This is a genomic window from Spongiimicrobium salis, from assembly GCF_043678055.1.
In the GTDB taxonomy this organism is placed as follows: Bacteria; Bacteroidota; Bacteroidia; order Flavobacteriales; family Flavobacteriaceae; genus Spongiimicrobium; species Spongiimicrobium salis.
Map to the genome: position 1 here is coordinate 90,277 of NZ_JBHEQA010000006.1, position 20,364 is coordinate 110,640.

The 20,364-nt window shown below is 39.7% G+C and carries 18 protein-coding genes; 16 read left to right on the top strand and 2 right to left on the bottom strand.

The features are described from left to right. Nucleotides 1-78: 78 nt before the first annotated feature. The 8 genes from metF (at nt 79) to ACEXOE_RS20640 (ending at nt 9,955) form a co-directional block, all read left to right on the top strand. Nucleotides 79-1,032 (top strand): methylenetetrahydrofolate reductase [NAD(P)H], encoded by a 954-nt coding sequence (gene metF / locus ACEXOE_RS20605; RefSeq protein ID WP_394750752.1) that lies wholly within the window; start codon nt 79-81, stop codon nt 1,030-1,032. A 66-nt stretch (nt 1,033-1,098) separates the two neighbouring features. After that, nucleotides 1,099-2,196, top strand: a complete 1,098-nt coding sequence (locus ACEXOE_RS20610) for an acyloxyacyl hydrolase (protein ID WP_394750753.1) — start codon at nt 1,099-1,101, stop codon at nt 2,194-2,196. A 10-nt stretch (nt 2,197-2,206) separates the two neighbouring features. Further along, nucleotides 2,207-2,959 (top strand): head GIN domain-containing protein, encoded by a 753-nt coding sequence (locus tag ACEXOE_RS20615; RefSeq protein ID WP_394750754.1) that lies wholly within the window; start codon nt 2,207-2,209, stop codon nt 2,957-2,959. Nucleotides 2,960-2,969: 10 nt separating this feature from the next. Then, on the top strand, nt 2,970-4,058 hold the full coding sequence (locus ACEXOE_RS20620) for a serine hydrolase domain-containing protein (protein WP_394750755.1): 1,089 nt from the start codon (nt 2,970-2,972) through the stop codon (nt 4,056-4,058). A 39-nt stretch (nt 4,059-4,097) separates the two neighbouring features. Then, entirely contained in the window at nt 4,098-4,940 is an 843-nt protein-coding gene (locus ACEXOE_RS20625) for an alpha/beta hydrolase (protein WP_394750756.1), read from the top strand. A gap of 35 nt (nt 4,941-4,975) precedes the next feature. After that, a complete protein-coding gene (locus tag ACEXOE_RS20630; protein ID WP_394750757.1) occupies nt 4,976-5,572 on the top strand; it encodes an LURP-one-related/scramblase family protein in 597 nt (198 codons plus the stop codon). A 71-nt stretch (nt 5,573-5,643) separates the two neighbouring features. Further along, entirely contained in the window at nt 5,644-6,621 is a 978-nt protein-coding gene (locus ACEXOE_RS20635; RefSeq protein WP_394750758.1) for a helix-turn-helix domain-containing protein, read from the top strand. A gap of 70 nt (nt 6,622-6,691) precedes the next feature. Next, the gene (locus tag ACEXOE_RS20640) at nt 6,692-9,955 is read left to right on the top strand and encodes a glycosyltransferase family 117 protein (protein ID WP_394750759.1); all 3,264 of its coding nucleotides are present in this window, start codon (nt 6,692-6,694) and stop codon (nt 9,953-9,955) included. A gap of 16 nt (nt 9,956-9,971) precedes the next feature. On the opposite strand, the gene gldA is transcribed toward ACEXOE_RS20640, so the two are convergent. Further along, nucleotides 9,972-10,865, bottom strand: a complete 894-nt coding sequence (gene gldA / locus ACEXOE_RS20645) for a gliding motility-associated ABC transporter ATP-binding subunit GldA (protein ID WP_394750760.1) — start codon at nt 10,863-10,865, stop codon at nt 9,972-9,974. A 433-nt stretch (nt 10,866-11,298) separates the two neighbouring features. Here gldA and ACEXOE_RS20650 point away from each other — a divergent pair, with 433 nt between their 5' ends. The 5 genes from ACEXOE_RS20650 to ACEXOE_RS20670 all read left to right on the top strand — a co-directional run bounded on the left by ACEXOE_RS20650 (nt 11,299) and on the right by ACEXOE_RS20670 (nt 16,211). Beyond that, nucleotides 11,299-12,123 carry a prephenate dehydratase gene (locus ACEXOE_RS20650; RefSeq protein ID WP_394750761.1) on the top strand — a complete coding sequence of 275 codons (825 nt, stop codon included), beginning with the start codon at nt 11,299-11,301 and terminating at the stop codon, nt 12,121-12,123. Next, the gene (locus tag ACEXOE_RS20655; RefSeq protein ID WP_394750762.1) at nt 12,120-13,268 is read left to right on the top strand and encodes a pyridoxal phosphate-dependent aminotransferase; all 1,149 of its coding nucleotides are present in this window, start codon (nt 12,120-12,122) and stop codon (nt 13,266-13,268) included. Before ACEXOE_RS20650 ends, ACEXOE_RS20655 begins: the two co-directional genes overlap by 4 nt. A gap of 136 nt (nt 13,269-13,404) precedes the next feature. Next, nucleotides 13,405-14,268, top strand: a complete 864-nt coding sequence (locus ACEXOE_RS20660; protein WP_394750763.1) for a prephenate dehydrogenase — start codon at nt 13,405-13,407, stop codon at nt 14,266-14,268. A gap of 71 nt (nt 14,269-14,339) precedes the next feature. Then, on the top strand, nt 14,340-15,422 hold the full coding sequence (locus tag ACEXOE_RS20665; protein ID WP_394750764.1) for a chorismate mutase: 1,083 nt from the start codon (nt 14,340-14,342) through the stop codon (nt 15,420-15,422). A 114-nt stretch (nt 15,423-15,536) separates the two neighbouring features. Further along, nucleotides 15,537-16,211, top strand: a complete 675-nt coding sequence (locus ACEXOE_RS20670; protein WP_394750765.1) for a head GIN domain-containing protein — start codon at nt 15,537-15,539, stop codon at nt 16,209-16,211. Nucleotides 16,212-16,279: 68 nt separating this feature from the next. Here ACEXOE_RS20670 and ACEXOE_RS20675 read toward each other — a convergent pair whose 3' ends face one another. Continuing rightward, nucleotides 16,280-16,720 (bottom strand): hypothetical protein, encoded by a 441-nt coding sequence (locus ACEXOE_RS20675; protein ID WP_394750766.1) that lies wholly within the window; start codon nt 16,718-16,720, stop codon nt 16,280-16,282. 210 nt (nt 16,721-16,930) lie between these two features. Here ACEXOE_RS20675 and rsgA point away from each other — a divergent pair, with 210 nt between their 5' ends. From rsgA to ACEXOE_RS20690, 3 genes are all read left to right on the top strand, one after another. Beyond that, nucleotides 16,931-17,884, top strand: coding sequence for a ribosome small subunit-dependent GTPase A (gene rsgA, locus ACEXOE_RS20680; RefSeq protein ID WP_394750767.1), 954 nt, complete (start codon nt 16,931-16,933; stop codon nt 17,882-17,884). After that, entirely contained in the window at nt 17,881-18,333 is a 453-nt protein-coding gene (gene dtd / locus ACEXOE_RS20685; RefSeq protein ID WP_394750768.1) for a D-aminoacyl-tRNA deacylase, read from the top strand. The genes rsgA and dtd overlap by 4 nt, the downstream gene beginning before the upstream one ends. A 101-nt stretch (nt 18,334-18,434) precedes the next feature. Continuing rightward, nucleotides 18,435-20,345: a DUF3857 domain-containing protein gene (locus tag ACEXOE_RS20690; RefSeq protein ID WP_394750769.1), complete on the top strand. Its 1,911-nt coding sequence runs from the start codon at nt 18,435-18,437 to the stop codon at nt 20,343-20,345. Nucleotides 20,346-20,364: the final 19 nt, after the last annotated feature.

Genomic DNA, 20,364 nt, shown 5'->3' on the forward strand with positions numbered 1-20,364 from the left:
ATCGTACGGAGGATTGAAGACATATCAAATAAATATAAGTATAGGACAAGAATAGCGTAGTACAGAAGATTAGCATAGATGAAAGTAACAGAACATATTAAAAAATCCAAAGGAGAAACGCTGTTCTCCTTTGAAATTATACCTCCTGTAAAAGGGAAAAGCATTCAAGAATTGTATAATAATATTGACCCCCTAATGGAGTTCGCCCCACCTTTTATTGATGTGACCACTTCCAGGGAGGAATATGTATATATTGATCGTAGCGGCCTATTGGATAAGAAATTGACCCGTATGCGCCCTGGTACGGTTGGAATATGTGCCTCCATTAAGCACAAATATGATGTGGATACCGTACCTCACGTGCTTTGTGGCGGATTTACAAAAGAGGAAACCGAGTATCTTTTGGTAGATTGCCATTATTTGGGAATTGATAATATTATGGCCTTGCGTGGAGATGCCATGAAGGAAGAAAAATATTTTGAACCCACAAAAGGGGGCCATCCCTATGCCATAAATTTAGTGGAGCAGATTCATGATCTGAATTGTGGCAATTATTTACATGAAGTTATAGAAACCGATCATTGTTCGGATTTTTGTATTGGTGTTGCGGGATATCCAGAAAAGCATCTGGAGGCGCCTTCCTTGAAGTCGGACCTCAAACGCTTAAAACAAAAAGTAGATGCGGGAGCCGATTATGTCGTTACCCAAATGTTTTTTGACAATAAAAAGTACTTCGATTTTGTGGATGCTGCGCGAAAAGAGGGCATCACCGTACCCATAATTCCAGGAATTAAGCCCATTGCCATAAAAAGGCATTTGCAACTTTTACCACAAATATTTCGAATTGACTTGCCTCAAGATCTTATCGATGCTGTGGAAAATTGTAAAAATAACAAAGAAGTACGCCAAGTAGGGATAGAATGGGCCATTCAACAATCCAAAGAGCTAAAAGAAGCCGGGGCCCCGGTATTGCATTATTATTCTATGGGGAAGTCGGATAATATTAAAGCCATTGCCAAAGCAGTCTTTTAAGTCTGGATATAAAAACTAGTCCCTATTAATTTTTGAGTTCCATTCCGCCAACTTACCTTTGGGGCTATGAATTTGAAGATTCTTTTTGTTGTCTTTTGTATAAGTAGTACATGTTTTGGCCAAGAAGAAGGCAGTTTTAAAGAATCTACTTTAGATGTGACGCCTTTCTACGGTTCTATTTTAAAACATGACCCCAACTTGGCCCATTTGATTATTGATCATCCCGAGGGTTTAATTTTGAGTTACAATAAAAAGACCAGGGGAGAGAAATTATGGGAAGCCGATTTTAATTATCCGGATCTGGGATATTCCTTTATATACCAAAACCCAAAAAATGAGGTGCTGGGGAAAAATTATGGCGTATATGCACACTATAATTTTTATTTTTTTAACCGCAATTTACAATTCAGAATAGGTCAGGGAATTGCTCTTACGACCAATCCTTATGATCAAGACGAAAATTTTAGGAATAACGCCTATGGTTCGGATATATTGAGTTCTACCTATTTGGCCCTTAATTACTATAAAGAACGGCTATTTAAAGGCCTGGGTTTTAAAGCGGGCATTACCTTATTACACTATTCCAATGCCAACTTTAGAGCACCTAACCTCTCTACCAATACATTGGCATTTAATGCCGGACTGATCTACACTTTGGGCAAGGATGAACCGATAGTGTATCTGGATCCGGAACGAAAAAAAATACAGGAACCCATAAAGTATAATCTTGCCTTTAGAACAGGATTAAATGAAAGTGATGAAATAGGGTCCGGCCAGTTTCCATTTTATATATTTTCGGCCTATGCTGATAAACGTTTGAGCAATAGAAGTGCCTTGCAACTGGGAACCGATGTGTTTTTTTCTAACTTTTTAAAACAATTGATTCGCTTTCAAGGAACTTCATTTCCAGAACTAAATGTGTCCGGAGACGAAGATTTTAAAAGAGTGGGTGTATTTGTAGGGCACGAACTCTTTATCAATAAACTTTCGGTGGTAACGCAGTTGGGGTATTACGTATACTATCCTTTTGATTTTGAAGGAAGGGTGTATAACAGGGTAGGGTTAAAACGCTACTTTAGTGATTCAATTTATGGCGCAGTTACGCTAAAATCCCATGGAGCTGCGGCAGAAGCTGTAGAATTCGGAATAGGAATTCGTCTATAATACATCAATAATGAAGCATATACTAGGACTATTATGGATTTTGATGCTATTATCTTCTTGTAATGGAGATAATGTGCCCGATTGTTTTCAGAATGCAGGGGATATGATTCGGGAAGAAATAACACTACCCAATTTTACCAGAATTACGGTTTTTGAGAAGGTGCAACTAGTGCTCAGGGAGGGACCTGTACAACGGGTAGAAATAGAAACAGGAGAATTCTTGCGGAACGAAGTCAGTGCCGAGGTTGAGGGAGATCGCTTGTTGTTGCGAAACGAAAACGGTTGCAATTTTACAAGGGATTTTGGCTTGACCACCATTTTTGTTACAGCCCCCAATATCACAGAAATACGCAGTAGTACGGGGCTGGAAATACGCAGTGATGGTGTATTGACCTATCCTGCCCTGAACTTGCTTTCCGAAGGCTTTTTAGATCCGGACGCACAAACTACGGATGGATCTTTTAACCTGGAAGTAGCGTCAGAAAATATAGCGATTACTTCCAATGGCATTGCTTTTTTCGATATTAGGGGTAGGGCAACGAATTTTTCCATTACCATATCAGCAGGAGATTCACGTGTTGAAGCAAGGGAACTGAACGCCGAAAATGTGATACTAAACCATAGGGGTACCAATACTATTTTAGTAAGCCCCCAGGAATCCATCAGTGGTGTAATACGGGGGTTGGGAGATGTGGAAGCTTTTAACAGACCCCCGGAAGTAAATGTGGAAGAATTGTTTCGCGGACGTCTTATTTTTAAGTAAAAAGTAATCTATGAAGCCACTTCTTCGTTTTTTTAAAGATTTTTTTGCTGCAAAAAGAATACTTGGGGACGATGACAACCTAACGGGCTTGCTCAAGGCAGATGCGCTTTTACAGGCTTTAGTGACCGATGGGAAAATTCCTGGTTTGGCCATTACGGTTACACGGAAGGAAAAGGTAGTTTTCCAAAAAGGGTATGGCCTTGCCAATAGGGAAGAAGACATCAGGATAGATCCTAAAAACTCGGTGTTTAGGATAGCCAGTGTTTCTAAACCCATTGCGGCCTTGACCTTGGCAAAATTAGTCACAGATGGGAAGTTAAAACTAGATGCATCCCTATATGGGTATGTCCCTTATTTTCCTTCCAAAAAATATGATTTTAGTATACGCCAACTAGCAGGGCACACGGCTGGCATACGGGCTTATAAGGGAAAAGAGTATGCCTTGAATAAGCCCTATTCCATCAAAGAAGGAATCACTGTTTTTGAAAAAGACCCTTTGGAGTTTGAACCGGGAACAGCCTATTTGTACAATAGTTATGATTGGTGTCTTCTATCCCTGGCGATGCAGGAGGCAACGGGAAGGCCTTTTGAAGAATTGGTACAGGAAAGCGTATTAAAGCCCCTGGATATGAAACAGACCTTTCCAGAAATACCCGCACAAAATAATGGATTTAATATCCCAAATAAGACGACTTTTTATTCCAGAAATCGATTGGGGTTCAGGAAAGCGGTACCCGTGCATAATTTCTACAAGTTGGCCGGGGGAGGTTATCTGTCCACAAGCGATGATATTGCAAAATTGGGGAAGGCAAATTATAAAGAGATCGGTATTTCCGAAGAAGTTTGGCATCAATTTTTAACTTCCGTGGAGATTCAGGGGGAACCCACCTATTATGGCCTGGGGTGGCAGGTAAGCGAAGACGCTAAGGGGAGACCTTACTACGGACATGTTGGAAATGGTGTTGGGGGTTATGCCAACTTTTATGTATATCCTAATCAAGAGATGGTATTTAGTATACTGATCAATTGTACCGACCCCCGAGTTCAGCTAGTTTTGGATGAAGTTATAGATGCCCTATTGTCCATGGAGCCTACCTAAGAAACAAAAATGATAAATATGAAGATCAATGTTCAAAAAATGAAAAAGTATCTAACCCTGTTGCTCTTTTGCTGGAGCTGTCTGGCAGCCTATGGTCAACAGCAATCCTTTGTACTTCCCTTATGGAAAGATGGGGCGCCTGGCTTTGAGCACAAGAAAGATCTACCGGAGAAAGCAAAAGATTGGTGGGTTAAGAGTATCCATAATCCTTCCATTACCGTTTTTCCGGCGAAGCATCCAAATGGTGCTGCAGTATTGATATGCCCGGGAGGAGGACATAGAGAATTGGTTTTTGATGAAGAAGGGACCAAAGCGGCACAATTTCTAAATGCACAAGGGGTAACCGCTATTGTTTTAAAATATAGATTGTTTCGCGAGGAAGGATCGGTATATACGCCCATGCATCCAAAAGAAGATGTGACAAGAGCCATGCGATTGATCAGAAGCAAAGCTACAAGTTGGAATATAGATTCGGATAGAATTGGATTGATGGGTTTTTCGGCAGGAGGGGAAGTGGTCAATATGGTTGCTTTTGAAAAGCTTCCGGGAAACAGCACTGTCACAGATTTGGTGGAACGGGAAGCCGCCCACCCTAATTTCCATATTCAAATATACCCCGGACCTCTGGGAATTCCAGAAAAAGTAAGCTCAAATGCAATTCCGGTATTCTTGCTGGCTTCCAACAAAGATGCTTGTTGTTCTGAGAGTATTTTTAAGTTGTTAAAAGCCTATAGGGATGCAGGTGCCGAAGTAGAAGCCCATTTTTATGCCAAAGGAGATCATGGGTTCAATATGGGAGATCGCTCCAAGTTCAAAACAATATCGGGATGGCCAGAGCGTTTATCAGATTGGCTGGCCGACAATCAATATTTTAAAAAGTAATATCAGCTAACCCACCAATTTCCTAAAACAAAAACATGAAAGACCTAAAGTTTCCAATCAATTTTGTATTTAAAATTTCAACGATCGCCAATGATTTTACGGCAACAGATGCCGATGGGCGAACCATAGCTTATGTGCGACAAAAAATGTTTAAGCTTAAAGAAGATATTTCCATTTACAATGACGAAAGTAGGACCAAGGTAAATTTTAAGATCAAAGCTGATAAGTGGATCGATTTTTCAGCGGCTTATAGCATCACTGACGCTTCAGGAAAAGAATTGGGAAAAGTAGCTCGAAAAGGTTGGGCATCCATTTGGAAAGCCAAGTATGAATTGATCGATCAACATCAGCAATTGCAATATTTGATTCGCGAAGAAAATGCATGGATCAAAGTATTTGACTCCATTTTGGGAGAAATACCGATTTTAAGTTTTTTTACGGGCTATTTGTTCAACCCTACGTATAAAGTAATCAATACAAAAGATGAGATCGTCGTACGCTTGAAAAAACAACCTTCATTTTTTGGACGAAAATTTGAAATCGAAAAATTAAAGATGACGGATTCGGATGATGATCAACGCATTGTTTTAGGGTTGATGATGATGATACTTTTGGAACGACGTAAGGGCTAGTACACCTACCGCAATACTTGATTTTATCCTAAGAAACCTTTACTTTAGTAATGTTCTTTAGAAACCATATCATGCATAAAAAGCGGCTCTTCTTTCTGTTTTTGACCCTTTGCACGGGCTTGATGGCCCAAAAAGGAATATCTGGTTATATCCAAAATGTAGATAGCCCCCAATGGGAACCTAAAGTGGTGTTGACCAAAATAGCATTAAAAGATATCCCGGACTATACCAAGGCGAGCTTTGTTGCGGCTGCAGATATCGATACAGAGGGCTATTTTTCCTTTGATGGACATTTAATTTCAGAAGAAGATAATATCTATAGGATTCACGTGAATAGCCTATTAAAGCCTTTGGATTCCAGTAGGGTTGATGAGCATCTTTTTATCGCTTCCCGTCAAGATATCGTAAAATTTAAGAAAACGGGTAACCCTTTTTCGGCCTATTCAACGACTAATATTGCCGACAAAGAATGGCAAAAACTACGGAAGTTTGAGATGGATTTTTATAAAGAGCGACGTTTAGCCGAGGAAAGGGACGGGGAGGTGAACTTAACAAGCTATACCAAGGATTCCCTTCGCATATTATTGGTAAAGCTGATCGGTATCAAGGAACTGGCGAATAAAGATTTATTGGATACGGACATTGCCTCAAATACGGACTACTATATTGCTTTTTTAAACGAATTGAAGCAAAGTGAATTGCGGCAAGAAGAGTACTTTTTTTTAGAAAAGAAATTAGCTTTTTTAACTACGGATATTGTAGAGCAGAAATACGCTTACAGTAAAATAATTAATATGGTACTGGTCATAGTGCTTATACTTTTAGTGCTGTTCGGATGGTTTAAAAGAAGATCAAAACAAGAAGTTTCTATGGATCTGAGCAGGCAAGAACAGAATATTCACGCCCTTATCTTAGCCGGGAAAAGCAATAAGGAAATTGCAAATGAACTTTTTATCAGCGTAAGTACGGTAAAAACGCATATCACCAATATGTATGGGAAGTTAAAGGTGTCCAATAGGAAAGAATTACTTCAAAAAACTACAAATTAGTACCCGTACTAGTCCCTAATTCCAACTAGAATTATTATGGAACTCATGCCTTGGATGCGACCTTGCATTCATGATGCAATGGATTAATAATTTGAAAAAACAATGGCCCAATACCCCCTTGGAGCGTTGGAATATTATTTTGGGATGGGCTGTATTTGTAATCGCTTGGGGAATCTATAGTCTCACCATTGAACCCACGGTTAGTTTTTGGGATGCTGGGGAGTATATCGCCACTTCTGCAAAATTGGAAGTGGCACATCCGCCCGGCGCTCCTCTATTACAGATGATAGGAGCTTTTTTTGCCATGTTCGCATTTTCACCCTCCCAGGTGGCTCTAATGGTAAATTATGTTTCTACGGTATCCAGTGCTTTTACCATCGTATTTATGTTCTGGACCTTGACCAATTTACTCGGTAAACTTACCGTCAAGGAACAAGGGCCAAACACTGCCAAGACCATTGCAATTTTAGGAAGCGCTTTGGTGGGGAGCCTGGCCTTTACGTTTTCCGATAGTTTTTGGTTCAATGCGGTAGAAACGGAAGTATATTCTATGGCCAGCTTTATCATGGCCCTTTTATTATGGTTGGGTTTAAAATGGGTAGATGCCATGGAATCCCCGCGGGCTAATAAATGGCTATTGCTGATCTGCTTTGTTGTAGGACTTACGTTTGGGATTCAATTTATGGGCTTTTTGGCCATTCCATCCATTGTACTGTTGTTCTTTTTTAAAAAATACGAAACCTTTACGTTCAAACGATTTTGTATCGCCAATATCGTGGCGGTGGGAACACTTCTCTTGGTGTTTAAGTTTTCCTTGACTTATGTGCTGAAATTGTTCGGTTGGTCTGAAGTGTTCTTTGTCAATACTTTTGGGCTGCCGTTTAATTCCGGTAGTGTACTCATGGGATTGTTTTTGGCTTTCCTGTTTTATATAGGACTCCGCTATACCAGAAAAAGGAATTATCACATGGCGAATACCCTTATTTTAGCCACGTTGTTTCTGTTTTTAGGATTTTCATCCTGGTTGGCGTTGCCCATTAGGGCCAATGCCCACGTGGCAATCAATGAGAACGACCCTTCAGATGCCCGGGCGTTGCTGGCGTATTACAATAGAGAGCAATATCCAAGTCCGGATAGTCCTTTTTATGGAACCTATTACTCCAATCGATATGCTTCTTCCAATACGAATAAGGATGATCGGCCCAAATATGAAAAAGATAAAGTGCTGGGGAAGTATAAAATTGTGAATCAGTACAAAAATGTACTTCAAGGAGCCCATGAAGATCATGTGGGTTTTTTACCTAGAATGTGGAGCAGTACCAATGCTGCCAACTATATGAAATATTTTGGTGCTTTGGATTTCCATATAAAACCAGAATACCGGTCCGATCAGCAACTCAAAACGGCGGTTCGGCAGTACAAAGAAGCCTATGCCCAGGGGAAACTGGATGAAGAGGATTATATTCGGTTTTTAGAAGAATCCGGTGACTATATAGAAGTGGTTCCGGTAACACTGGCCCAGAATTTAAATTATATGCTCCAATACCAATTTAATTATATGTATTGGCGGTATTTTATGTGGAATTTTGTTGGGCGTTCCAATGATATACAAGGGCAATATGATGGGAACGGGGAATGGCTCAGCGGGATTACTTTTTTGGATGAAATGCGTTTGGGCAGTCAAGATAATCTTCCTTCCGATGTTAAGGATAATAAGGCAAGAAATACCTATTTCTTTTTGCCATTTATACTTGGACTATTGGGCATTGTCTTTCAACTATCTAGAAACCCCAAACAATTTTGGGTGCTCTTTGTATTTTTTATGTTTACAGGGCTGGCCATTCAGTTCTATACAAATCCTCCGATTTTTCAACCCCGGGAACGCGATTATTCCCTAGTGGGGTCGTTCTACATCTTTGCAATTTGGATTGGCCTAGGGGCTTATGGATTGTACACTGCTTTTTCCCAAATTCTCCCTACCAAAATCTGGTCTATAGGATCTATATTACTGTGTTTAGTGGCTGTACCCGGACTGATGGGCTATCAAAACTGGGACGATCATGATCGGTCGGATCGATACACGGCCAACGCCATGGCAAAAGCCTATTTGGATTCTGCACAAGAAGGAGCAGGGGCCATTCTATTTACCATTGGGGATAATGATACTTTTCCGTTGTGGTACATGCAAGAAATAGAAGCGTATCGTACCGATGTGCGCATCATTGTCACCGGGTATTTTGCGGCCGACTGGTATATTGATCAAATGAAGCGTAGATCCTATAACAGTCCAGCAATACCTTCCCAAATTACGCATGATAAATACGCCTATGGGACAAGAGATTTAATATATCACCATGGACTTACCGAAGAGCGTTGGGACATCAAGGATTGGGTCAATTGGGTAGATAGTGACAAACCCCAGACCAAATTTAAATATATTATGGAACGGCAAGGCGTGGATATACGAACGCAACCTCCGCATATTTTAGAAACGGTATACTACCCGACCAATAAGATTCGTATTCCGGTCAACAAAAAAAATGTATTGGACAGCGGTTTGGTACGCCCAGAAGATGCTCACCTTATTTTGGATTACATTGATATCGACCTTCCAAAAACGGCTCTGTACAAGAATAGAATGATGATGTTGGACGTTCTGGCCAACAATGATTGGAAACGCCCCATATATTTTTCTGGAGGGAGTTATGAAGATGAAGAATATTTATGGTTGAAGGATTATTTGCAATTAGATGGACTCATCTACAAGTTAGTTCCCATCAAAACTAAAAATGAAAGTCCGTTTGAATTGGGGAGACTAGACAGTGAACTCATGTATGCAATGGTGAAAAAATGGGATTGGGGCAATGCCGGAAGTCCAGATATTTATCACGATCCGCAAACAAGAAAGCAAGGAGGGGTGAGTTTTAGGATTAGTCTTGCACGATTGACAGAAACACTCATTGCTGAAGGAAAAACAGAGAAAGCGAAAGAGATTATTGCCCTGGCCATGCAAAATATCCCTTTGGAGTATTTTGGTTACTATACGTTCGTAGAACCTTTTTTAGATGGATATTATAAAGTGGGTGAACAAGAAAAAGGAAATGAGCTTTTCCGGAAACTAAAGAAGAAATATCAAGAAGAATTGGAGTATTTGTTAGGGATGACCACGGAAGAACAATACCGCAATATTGAAAGCCTTTATGCCAATGTGAGTGCCTATCAACGTATCGTTGACATTTTGATCAGAAATAAGGAAACAGCAGTTGCGGAGACCGAAGCTGTAATATTCAACGAATATTTAGAAAAATTCGCCCCCTTCCTAGCGGAAGAATAGGCTCCTTTGTTATGGACTATTGCGTCAACTCAGTGAATAAACTTTCCAAATTCCTGTTTTTGCGACTCAATTGAAGCGTTTTTAATTCATTGTCATGGGCAAAGTCAAAAACGGCAGGGCGCATATCTTTGACAGTGTCAAAGGTGATTTCATAAACAAAACCTCCAATATTCTTTACGCTTTTGGTATGGGGTATTTTCTGGATCAGTGCCTCCTCTACACGATAGTCAAATTCTACTTCAATGATTTGTTCGTCCGCTTCCCGAAGTTCCTCCAGTGTCTTATCGGCAACAAGGACACCTTTGTTAATAATCAAAACGCGATCGCAAACGGCTTCTACTTCCTTCATGATATGGGTAGAAAGCAAAATAGTCTTTTCTTTTCCGATCTCTAGAATTAATTTCCGTATTTCCTGGAGCTGATTGGGATCTAAACCTGTAGTGGGTTCATCCAAAATAAGAACTTCAGGGTCGTGCAGTAGAGCAGCGGCCAGACCAACCCGTTGACGGTATCCTTTGGAGAGTTGTTCTATTTTTTTATGGGATTCCGGATGCAGCCCAGTTTGCTCGATCACGTCTAAAATACGTCCTTTATCTACCTTATAAACATCGGCATTAAACGCTAGGTATTCCTTAACATACATATCCAAATACAACGGATTGTGCTCTGGAAGATACCCAATGCTTTTTTGAACACTTTTTTTATCCGAAAAAACGTTAAAAGCATTTACTTCGGCCTCCCCTTTATCCGCAGTGTAATACGTGGTCAAAATTTTCATCATCGTAGACTTTCCAGCACCATTGGGACCTAAAAAACCTACGATCTCTCCTTTCTTTATGGCAAAAGAAACATTGTTCAACGCCTTTTGGTTCCCAAAATTTTTACTGACATTCTTGACCGTAATGGACATAAGGATATATTTTTTGTAAAAATAGAAAAATTAAGGGGATACCGCTTTTACTTTTGCAGCGGAAATCAGGGGAAATCACCACTTGAAAAAGAATAACGACAGTGATATATATCAAAAGAATAAAGCGCAAGTATGGCAGATTCGTAAAAAAAAGCCATTTGCTCCGTGAAATTCTTAAAATATACCAACACACATAGAAGATTCAAAAAAAAATAAAGATAAAATTTGATTTTTGAATTTAATAATTACCTTAGCCGAAGATTTATGAGAACAACAACACAAAACTATTTCTGGGCAGGATTCTATTTTTACTTCTTTAAAAGAGAGGCGGAACTGTTCTAGATATATATGAAGATATAGATAATAGTAAGTTCCGAAAGCATTCGGAACTTTTTTTTTGCCCAAAAGGCAGCGCAAAATAAAGAAAGTATAGATGGCATTGAAAATAGCAATACAGGGAATCAAAGGCTCAAACCACTATCAGGTAACACAGGATTATTATACAGAGGATGTAGAATTGATAGAGTGTATGTCTTTTGATGCCTTGGTATGGCAATTGCTTAATGGTGCGGCAGATGAAGCGGTTATGGCTATAGAAAACTCCATTGCAGGTTCTATTATCCCCAACTATGCCTTGGTGTATAACAATAAACTACATATAACAGGGGAATACTATTTAAATATTCACCATAACCTCATGGTACGGGAAGGGCAGAAAATTGAAGATATTGAGGAAGTTCATTCCCACCCCATGGCCTTATTGCAATGCAAGGATTTTTTAAAAAATTATCCGCATATGAAATTGGTTGAAGCCGTGGATACCGCAGAGATGGCTAAAAGAATACAGGATAATGGTCTTTCTGGAGTAGCGGCAATAGCTCCGAGCGGTGCGGCAGATTTGTATGGTTTGGAAATAATTGCTTCTGAAATACAGACCATTTCCAACAATGCTACACGATTTATTATTTTGAGAAAGCAAAAAGAGAACACCCTAAGCGATGTCGACAAAGCCTCCCTGCGTTTTGTTTTAGATCATAAGCGGGGAAGTTTGGCCGCGGTTTTGAATGTGTTGAGCGATTGTGATCTAAATCTGACCAAAATACAATCGTTACCCATTATTGAGCAACCCTGGAAATATGCTTTTTTTGTGGATGTAACCTTCAAAACCTATAACGACTATGCCAAGGCGAAGTCTTTATTGGAAATTATGGCCGAGGAGTTTATGGTGTTGGGAGAATATAAAAACAGAAGAATATGATGGTAACCGCTAACCGATTGAATACTGTTGAAGAATACTATTTCTCTAAGAAATTACGGGAAGTAAGGGGTCTGATTGCTGAAGGGAAACCCATCATCAATATGGGAATTGGCAGTCCGGATTTAGATCCGCCTACCGCCGTTATAGACGCTTTACAGGATGCCATGAAAGAGAAAGGGGCCCATCAATATCAGAGTTATCAGGGGCTGCCTCAGTTGCGTAAGGCCATGGCCTTATTTTATAAAACAAATTTTAAGGTAAACTTAGACGCTTCGGATGAAATATTGCCCCTAATGGGATCCAAAGAAGGAATCATGCACATAAGTATGGCCTTTTTGAATGAAGGAGATCTTGTTTTATTACCCAATCCAGGGTATCCTACCTATACTTCGGTTAGTAAATTGGTCGGTGCAATTCCCATGCAGTATGATTTACGGGAAGAGAATGAATGGTTTCCAGACCTAGAGGCCTTGGAAAAGCAGGATTTGTCCAAGGTAAAACTCATGTGGATAAGCTATCCACATATGCCTACCGGTGCTACTGCTAGTAGAAAACAATTGGAAAAATTAGTGCATTTTGCCCAAAAACATCAAATCTTATTGGTCAATGACAATCCCTATAGTTTTGTATTGAATACCGACTGTATTAGCATTTTGGAAGTAGCCGGGAGTAAAGCAGTAGCCTTGGAATTAAATTCTTTGAGCAAAACCTTCAATATGGCAGGATGGCGTGTGGGGATGGTGTCTGGCAGTAAGGCACATATTGAGGCTATTTTGAAAGTGAAGAGTAATATGGACTCTGGAATGTTCTATGGAGTACAAAAAGGAGCTATAGCAGCATTGGAGAGCAGTGTGGATTGGTTTCAACAATTGAACGCCATCTATGCCTCTAGAAGAAAGCGTATATACGCCTTGGCAGATAGGTTACAGTGTAGTTACGACAAAGGAGCCGTAGGTATGTTTGTTTGGGCTAAATTGCCTAAAGGTGCAGGCCCGGCAGAAGAGTTTATTGACAAGGTATTGTATGAAAAACACATTTTTATCACCCCCGGAACTATTTTTGGAAGCCGGGGAGAAGGGTATATTCGCTTTTCACTATGCGTGACCGAGGAGAAAATAGAGGAAGCAATTGCCAGGTTTGAATAGAAAAAAAGAGGCCCGGGAGTATTTGGGCAGCGTAAAAAGTGCAAAAACAAGAATTGAGGGAACATAAGAAATCCTAGTTTTGGATTTTACCCCTAGCGATATATAGGGAATTCTGGATGCAGAAATTAGAATAGAAATGAATGTATTTGTAATAGGTATTGGATTAATTGGAGGTTCCATGGCTAAGGATATCAAAAACTTGTATCCAGAATGCAAAGTACATGGTATTGATACCAATGCCGCACATTTGGAAGAAGCATTCTCTCTTGGAATCATTGATATAAAGAGCGACCTTCAACACTTGGGAGATGCAGATTTTGTAATTGTAAGTATCCCTGTGGATGTAACCGTGAAAGAACTCCCACGAATATTGGACCAAGTGCATGATAATGCAATAGTTATAGATGTAGGTTCCACAAAGGCCTTAGTCTGTAAAGCTGTTGAAACACATCCAAAACGAAGAAATTTTTTAGCTTGTCATCCTATTTCCGGAACAGAGTTTTCTGGCCCAAGTGCAGCCATTTATGGATTGTACAAAGGAAAGACAAACATCATTTGTGAAGTAGAGAAGACCGCGTTTAAGTTGCAGGAAAAAGCCTTGGATTTGTTTCGGGATTTGGGCATGCGAATTCGGTATATGAATCCCGAAGCCCATGACAAGCATATTGCATATGTTTCCCATTTATCGCATATCAGCTCGTTTATGTTGGGCAAAACGGTCATTGAGAAAGAAAAAAATGAACGGGATATCTTTGATATGGCGGGAAGTGGTTTTGAAAGCACCGTGCGTTTGGCAAAAAGTTCCCCCGCCATGTGGACGCCTATTTTTGAGCAGAATAAAACCAATGTGATAGAGACCCTGGAAGAGTACATACAGAATCTGGAAGCTTTTAAAACCATGCTTTTAAAAGATGATTTTAAAGGAATATATAAGGAGATGGACAATACCAATAAGATTAAAGAAATACTGAAAGGTCTGTCGCCGGCACTGAAAAAATAAGGTAACGTCCTAAGATGATACCGATTTAAATAGATAATAAGAGAAACTAATAATTGTAAAAATTTGAACGAGTGGAAAATTCAAAAGAAATGAGAACATGGTTGGACAATATGGGATTAGACCACCCATTGGTAATAGCAGGACCATGTAGCGCAGAGACAGAAGGGCAAGTGCTTAAAATTGCTCATGATCTAAAAGATACGGATGTCAATTATTATCGCGCTGGTATTTGGAAACCTAGAACTCGCCCAGGTAATTTTGAAGGTGTTGGGGCCATCGGTTTAAAATGGTTACAAAAAGTAAAAGAAGAAACCGGGCTGAAAACGGCGACCGAGGTGGCCAATAGAACGCATGTTGATTTGGCTTTGGAGCACGATATTGATTTACTTTGGATTGGAGCCCGTTCTACCGTAAGTCCATTTATCGTGCAGGAAATAGCAGACGCATTGGAAGGAACAGATAAGGTAGTTTTGATAAAGAACCCTGTGAATCCTGATCTTTCCCTCTGGTTGGGAGCCGTTGAACGCCTCTATTCGGCCAATATTAAAAAACTGGGTGTAATTCATAGAGGGTTTTCCACCTATGAAAAGACAAAATATAGAAACATCCCGGAATGGCAATTGGCCATTGAACTACAGACACGTTTTCCGGATTTACCATTGATCAATGATCCTTCCCACATCACCGGGAAACGGGATATGATTTTTGATGTTTCCCAAACAGCATTGGATCTGAATTTTGATGGTTTAATGATTGAGACGCATCACGACCCGGATAATGCATGGAGTGATGCTGCCCAGCAAGTAACGCCAGAACGTTTAGTACGAATTATGGAAGATCTAAGGATTAGAAAAGAAAGTGATGAGGAAGCCGAATACAAGAGTAAATTAAATACCTTACGCGCTCAAATTGATATTGTAGATAACCAATTGATCGATACTTTAGGGAGACGTATGAAGATTTCTGATGAGATCGGTGCCCTTAAAAAACAACGCAATGTTGCCGTTTTGCAAACCAATCGATGGAACGCAATTCTAGGAAACATGATTTTGGAAGGAGAAACCAGAGGATTGAGCGAAGAATTTGTGTTGCGTATGTTTAAAGCAATCCACCAGGAATCCATCAACCATCAGGAGAAGATCATTAAATCCTAGGGAGACGGTTGTTGAAGACATCATGCAATAGCTATTTTATGAAAAGTTTTTTGATAAACTGTAACATATCTGGGAATGCCCCATCTTTATACTGAATTATTAAAAAGAACCATCATGAAAAAAATATTGTACGTCTGTAGCTTTCTTGTTTCATTTACTGTTTTTTCACAACGTAGTGTGACCAAGGATGTGGGAGATTTTAATACGATCAAAGTTTTTGATCTTATTGAGGTCAATCTGATAAAATCGGATAAAAATAGCGTTACGATCAAAGGTGAAAATGTTGACGATATTCGCGTAGTGAATAAAAATGGAACCTTGAAATTGCGCATGAAGCTCGATCGGATTTTCCACGGGGAAGATACCTTTATTGAAGTGTATTATAAAGATTTGGATGTCATTGATGGCAATGAAGGCGCCCGTATTACGTCCAATGAATTAATAAAGCAAAATACACTGGAGATAAAAACACAGGAGGGCGCCCAAGTAAAAGTTGGCCTGGATGTGAATTATCTAAAAATTAGATCGGTTACCGGAGGAGCAATTGAAGCTTCGGGATTGGCTAAAAGTCAGGAAGTAGTTTTGAATACAGGAGGAATTTTTGAGGGTAGGGAATTACAGACAAAGACATCAAAAGTTAAGATTACTGCGGCCGGGGAGGCAGACGTATTTGCAACAGAAAAGGTGGATATCAATGTCAAAGCTGGTGGAGATGTATATGTATACGGAAATCCAAAGCAAGTGAATAAAAAGACATTCGCCGGAGGTAGGGTCTATCTGAAAGACTGATGTTATTGCGGTGTTATCCATAAAAAAATCCATTGAAAACTTTCAATGGATTTTTTTATGGGATGTCCCTATTTATTTTTCTTAAAGATGTAACGGGTAATAAATATTCCCGCATCTCCCTTTGTAGAGCTTTCCACAGCACTGGTCACAAAGGCAAGCTCCCAGCCCTCTTCTACCATAGCGTTGATTTTGGAAGTAATCAAAGCGTCATTGGCTGCGATATTTTGGAAACGAATACCACCTACATTATAAAAGTTGAGGAGTTTGGTTTCGTCAAAATCCTTGACCCTAATGTTTGATCTTTTGGATTTGTTCCGGGTATTGTCCTCGGAAGTTTGCGTACTAGTGTACTCTTTATAATCTTTTTCTTCGTTGGCACTAATGATTCTAGATCGCCCCAACCCACTGGGTACTATAGATTCTACACTAGTAATTACTTTAAATTGTTGAGCACTCATGTCTATGGTTCCTGCCAAGGCAACACATAAAACGAATAGAATTTTTTTCATTTGAATAAAGTTTTGTTTAGCGGAAAATTACAAAGACTGTACCAAAATGCATCGGAACCATAAAAAGCAGTCAAAAAAAAGTGCAAGGGGCAGTATTTTGAACCCCTTTCTCCTTATGAGAATGTTTGCCGGCATCTTACTTCATGCCTAGGTTATGTATATCCATATAAAAAGCGTTATTTTGTAGCTGCTTTGGCAGAAAAATAATAGATGACCGGAACCATTTACAAATCTACGGGGAGTTGGTATACCGTAAAAACAGCGGAAGGAGATTTTTATGAATGTAGGATAAAAGGGAAATTCCGTATCCAAGGCATAAAAAGTACAAACCCTATAGCTGTGGGTGATAGGGTGGTTTTTAAAATAGAAAAAGTAGGGGATGAGACCTTGGGGATTATCTCGGAAATTGAAGATCGGAAGAACTATATTGTTCGAAAATCGGTAAATCTTTCCAAACAAACACATATCATTGCAGCAAATCTGGATCAGGTTTTTTTAATGATTACCTTAAACAATCCGGTTACTTTCACCAGCTTTATTGATCGTTTCTTGGTCACTGCAGAGGCCTATGATATCCCCACCGTATTGCTCTTTAATAAAATTGATACCTATTCCGAGGAACAATTGGATGAGATCAAGTATTTGGCGGCCTTGTATAGGGCCATTGGATATACTTGTATAGGCGTCTCGGCAAAAAACGGGAAAAATATAGATAAGGTAATGACTTTGATGGAAGGAAAAACCAGTATGTTCTCTGGGCATTCGGGCGTAGGGAAATCCACCATCATTAATAAAATAGAACCAAGTATCAATATTAAAACGGCAGAGATATCACAACAGCATATGCAAGGGCAACATACGACTACTTTTGCCGAAATGTACGACTTGGATTTTGGGGCGCGTATTATTGATACCCCCGGAATAAAAGGCTTCGGTATTGTTGATATGGAGAAGGACGAAATAGGAGATTACTTTCCTGAATTCTTTAAACTGAAGGAGCATTGTAAATTTAACAATTGTCTTCATATCGATGAACCTAAATGCGCTGTGAAAATGGCTTTGGAGGAAGACAAGGTAGCTTGGAGCCGTTATAAGAGTTATGTGCAAATGGTGACTGGGGAAGAAGGAGGCTATAGAATAGACAATTATAGTGAAGGCAAATGAGAGCGGTTGTACAGCGAGTATCAAAAGCTAGTATTACGGTAGATGAACAAGAAATTTCCAGAATTCAAAATGGCCTTCTAATTTTATTGGGAATTGAAAACGAAGATACTACCGAAGATATCCTTTGGCTTTCTCGAAAAATAGCAAATCTTAGAATTTTTGGTGATGATCATGGTGTCATGAATAGATCCCTGCTGGATATCAAAGGAGATGCCATCGTGGTGAGTCAATTTACGCTACATGCGGCCACAAAAAAAGGAAATAGACCCTCTTACATTAAAGCAGCTCCGCCGGAAATTGCCACTCCCTTATATAAAGAGTTTATTGCTAACTTGGAGGTGAACCTCGGAAAAAAGGTAGGAACAGGTGTTTTTGGTGCAGATATGAAAGTGGAATTGTTAAATGATGGACCGGTAACGATAGTAATCGACACAAAAAAGAAGGAATAGTACATTTTGTCGATTTTTTTGTGTATCTATGTAAGAGTTTTAAGAAATTTATAACAGTTAAGTTTCTGAACATCATTTATCAAACCAAACCACAATACCAAATGCGTATCATCTCTTTGCTATGCCTGATGGTTTTTAGTCCATTGGCAATGGCTCAAAACCTGGAATACTCCGCTCTTTTATTGGATAAAACATTCACGGATAATGCCAACGCCGTAGTGCGTCTGGACGATATGGCCGTAACGCTTAACTCGAGAAGGGAAATGACCATACGCCTTCATCGTATAGTTACCGTATTGAACAAATACGGAGCCAAACATGTACATGCTTCCGTAGGTTACAATAACAGTGTTAAGGTAAAAAAAATACAGGCAACGGTTTACGATGGTTTCGGCAAAGAATTAGAAAAATTCAAAAAAAAGGAGTTTCGGGATGTAAGCGCAGTGGATGGGGGAACCTTGTACTCTGATTCCAGAGTCTTGTATATGGATTATACCCCAATACAATACCCCTACACGGTTGATTTTACCTATGAAATTGCGACCCCCAATACCTCAAATGTTCCCAATTGGTTCTTCTTGGATGGCTTTTTGGTGAGTTCGGAGAAAAGTAGGTTCAGCGTCACCTTTAATTCCCCGGAATTAAAGCCTACGATCAAGGAGAAAAATCTAGAAGATTTAAAGGTGAACAAAACAGAAGAAGGCAATAGTATTACCTATGAAGCAGAGGGGATAAAAGCGATAAAGAACGAAAACCTGAGCCCTTCTTTCGGAAATATTGCCCCCATGTTAATGGTGAGGACCACCAATTTTCACTACGAAGGCTATGATGGGGTAGTTTCCAATTGGAATGATCTTGGTGCCTGGATGCATTCCAAGTTGTTAAAGGATAGGGATGGCCTATCAGAAGCCACAAAACAAGGTGTTATGGCATTGGTAAATGGTGTGGATGATCCTCTGGAAAAGGCCAAATTGGTCTATCGTTATGTACAGGAAAATACCCGATATATTAGTGTGCAAGTAGGTGTTGGAGGAATACAGCCTATTAGCGCCATAGAAGTAGATCGGGTAAAGTATGGGGATTGTAAAGGATTGACCAATTACACCAAAACCCTTCTGGAATATGTTGGCGTACCTTCCTATTATACGCACGTGGAAGCCGGACGGTACAAGGTGAATTTTGAGGATGACTTTGCAGATTTGGCTCAAGGGAACCACGTCATATTGGCGATTCCTTATGAAGGGAAATACCATTGGATCGATTGCACTTCACAATCCCACCCTTTTGGATTTATAGGGGATTTTACGGATGGGAGAAAAGTCTTGGTCATCAAACCTAACGGAGGGGAGCTTACGACTACGACGGCTTACCTGAACGAAGAGAATTATCAAAAAACCATGGCGTCCTTTGCTTTGGATGTAAATGGTAGTATTTCGGGAGATATCACCATAAATACAGGAGGAATACAATACGATAACCGCTTCTATTTGGAAAATAGAAAAGAAGATGATGTTATAAAACACTATCAGGAATACTGGGATAACATCAATAACCTTAAAGTGGGAAAACATCAATTTGTCAATGATAAGGAAAATGTGGTATTTACCGAAAAAATAGCGATCAAGGCGGTCAATTATGCCACAAAAAGTGGAGAACGAATCCTGTTTGCGGCCAATGCCTTTAACAAAAGTAGTTATGTGCCCAATCGCTATAGAAATAGAAAAATGCCCTTGGAAATTCAAAGAGGATATTTCGATGAAGATGAATTTACGATTGCTTTGCCCCAGGGATATGCAGTTGAAGCCTTACCCAATGCCACCAAATTGGAAAATGAGTTTGGAGCTTACGAAGTTTCCGTAACACTGAATGAAGCCGAAAATACGGTAGTCTATAAACGAAGTTTATTGATTAAAGAAGGCCTCTATCCCAAAGAAAAATATAGTGAATATCGAAAGTATAGAAAGGAAGTTGCCAAAATGGACAACGCCCAAATTGTACTTATAAAACAATAATAACCAACACCATTCAGAT

Coding starts and splice junctions, on each gene's coding strand:
- metF (WP_394750752.1), top strand. CDS start 79: ATGAAAGTAACAGAACATATTAAAAAATCCAAAGGAGAAACGCTGTTC.
- ACEXOE_RS20610 (WP_394750753.1), top strand. CDS start 1,099: ATGAATTTGAAGATTCTTTTTGTTGTCTTTTGTATAAGTAGTACATGT.
- ACEXOE_RS20615 (WP_394750754.1), top strand. CDS start 2,207: ATGAAGCATATACTAGGACTATTATGGATTTTGATGCTATTATCTTCT.
- ACEXOE_RS20620 (WP_394750755.1), top strand. CDS start 2,970: ATGAAGCCACTTCTTCGTTTTTTTAAAGATTTTTTTGCTGCAAAAAGA.
- ACEXOE_RS20625 (WP_394750756.1), top strand. CDS start 4,098: ATGAAAAAGTATCTAACCCTGTTGCTCTTTTGCTGGAGCTGTCTGGCA.
- ACEXOE_RS20630 (WP_394750757.1), top strand. CDS start 4,976: ATGAAAGACCTAAAGTTTCCAATCAATTTTGTATTTAAAATTTCAACG.
- ACEXOE_RS20635 (WP_394750758.1), top strand. CDS start 5,644: ATGCATAAAAAGCGGCTCTTCTTTCTGTTTTTGACCCTTTGCACGGGC.
- ACEXOE_RS20640 (WP_394750759.1), top strand. CDS start 6,692: ATGATGCAATGGATTAATAATTTGAAAAAACAATGGCCCAATACCCCC.
- gldA (WP_394750760.1), bottom strand. CDS start 10,865: ATGTCCATTACGGTCAAGAATGTCAGTAAAAATTTTGGGAACCAAAAG.
- ACEXOE_RS20650 (WP_394750761.1), top strand. CDS start 11,299: ATGGCATTGAAAATAGCAATACAGGGAATCAAAGGCTCAAACCACTAT.
- ACEXOE_RS20655 (WP_394750762.1), top strand. CDS start 12,120: ATGATGGTAACCGCTAACCGATTGAATACTGTTGAAGAATACTATTTC.
- ACEXOE_RS20660 (WP_394750763.1), top strand. CDS start 13,405: ATGAATGTATTTGTAATAGGTATTGGATTAATTGGAGGTTCCATGGCT.
- ACEXOE_RS20670 (WP_394750765.1), top strand. CDS start 15,537: ATGAAAAAAATATTGTACGTCTGTAGCTTTCTTGTTTCATTTACTGTT.
- ACEXOE_RS20675 (WP_394750766.1), bottom strand. CDS start 16,720: ATGAAAAAAATTCTATTCGTTTTATGTGTTGCCTTGGCAGGAACCATA.
- rsgA (WP_394750767.1), top strand. CDS start 16,931: ATGACCGGAACCATTTACAAATCTACGGGGAGTTGGTATACCGTAAAA.
- dtd (WP_394750768.1), top strand. CDS start 17,881: ATGAGAGCGGTTGTACAGCGAGTATCAAAAGCTAGTATTACGGTAGAT.
- ACEXOE_RS20690 (WP_394750769.1), top strand. CDS start 18,435: ATGCGTATCATCTCTTTGCTATGCCTGATGGTTTTTAGTCCATTGGCA.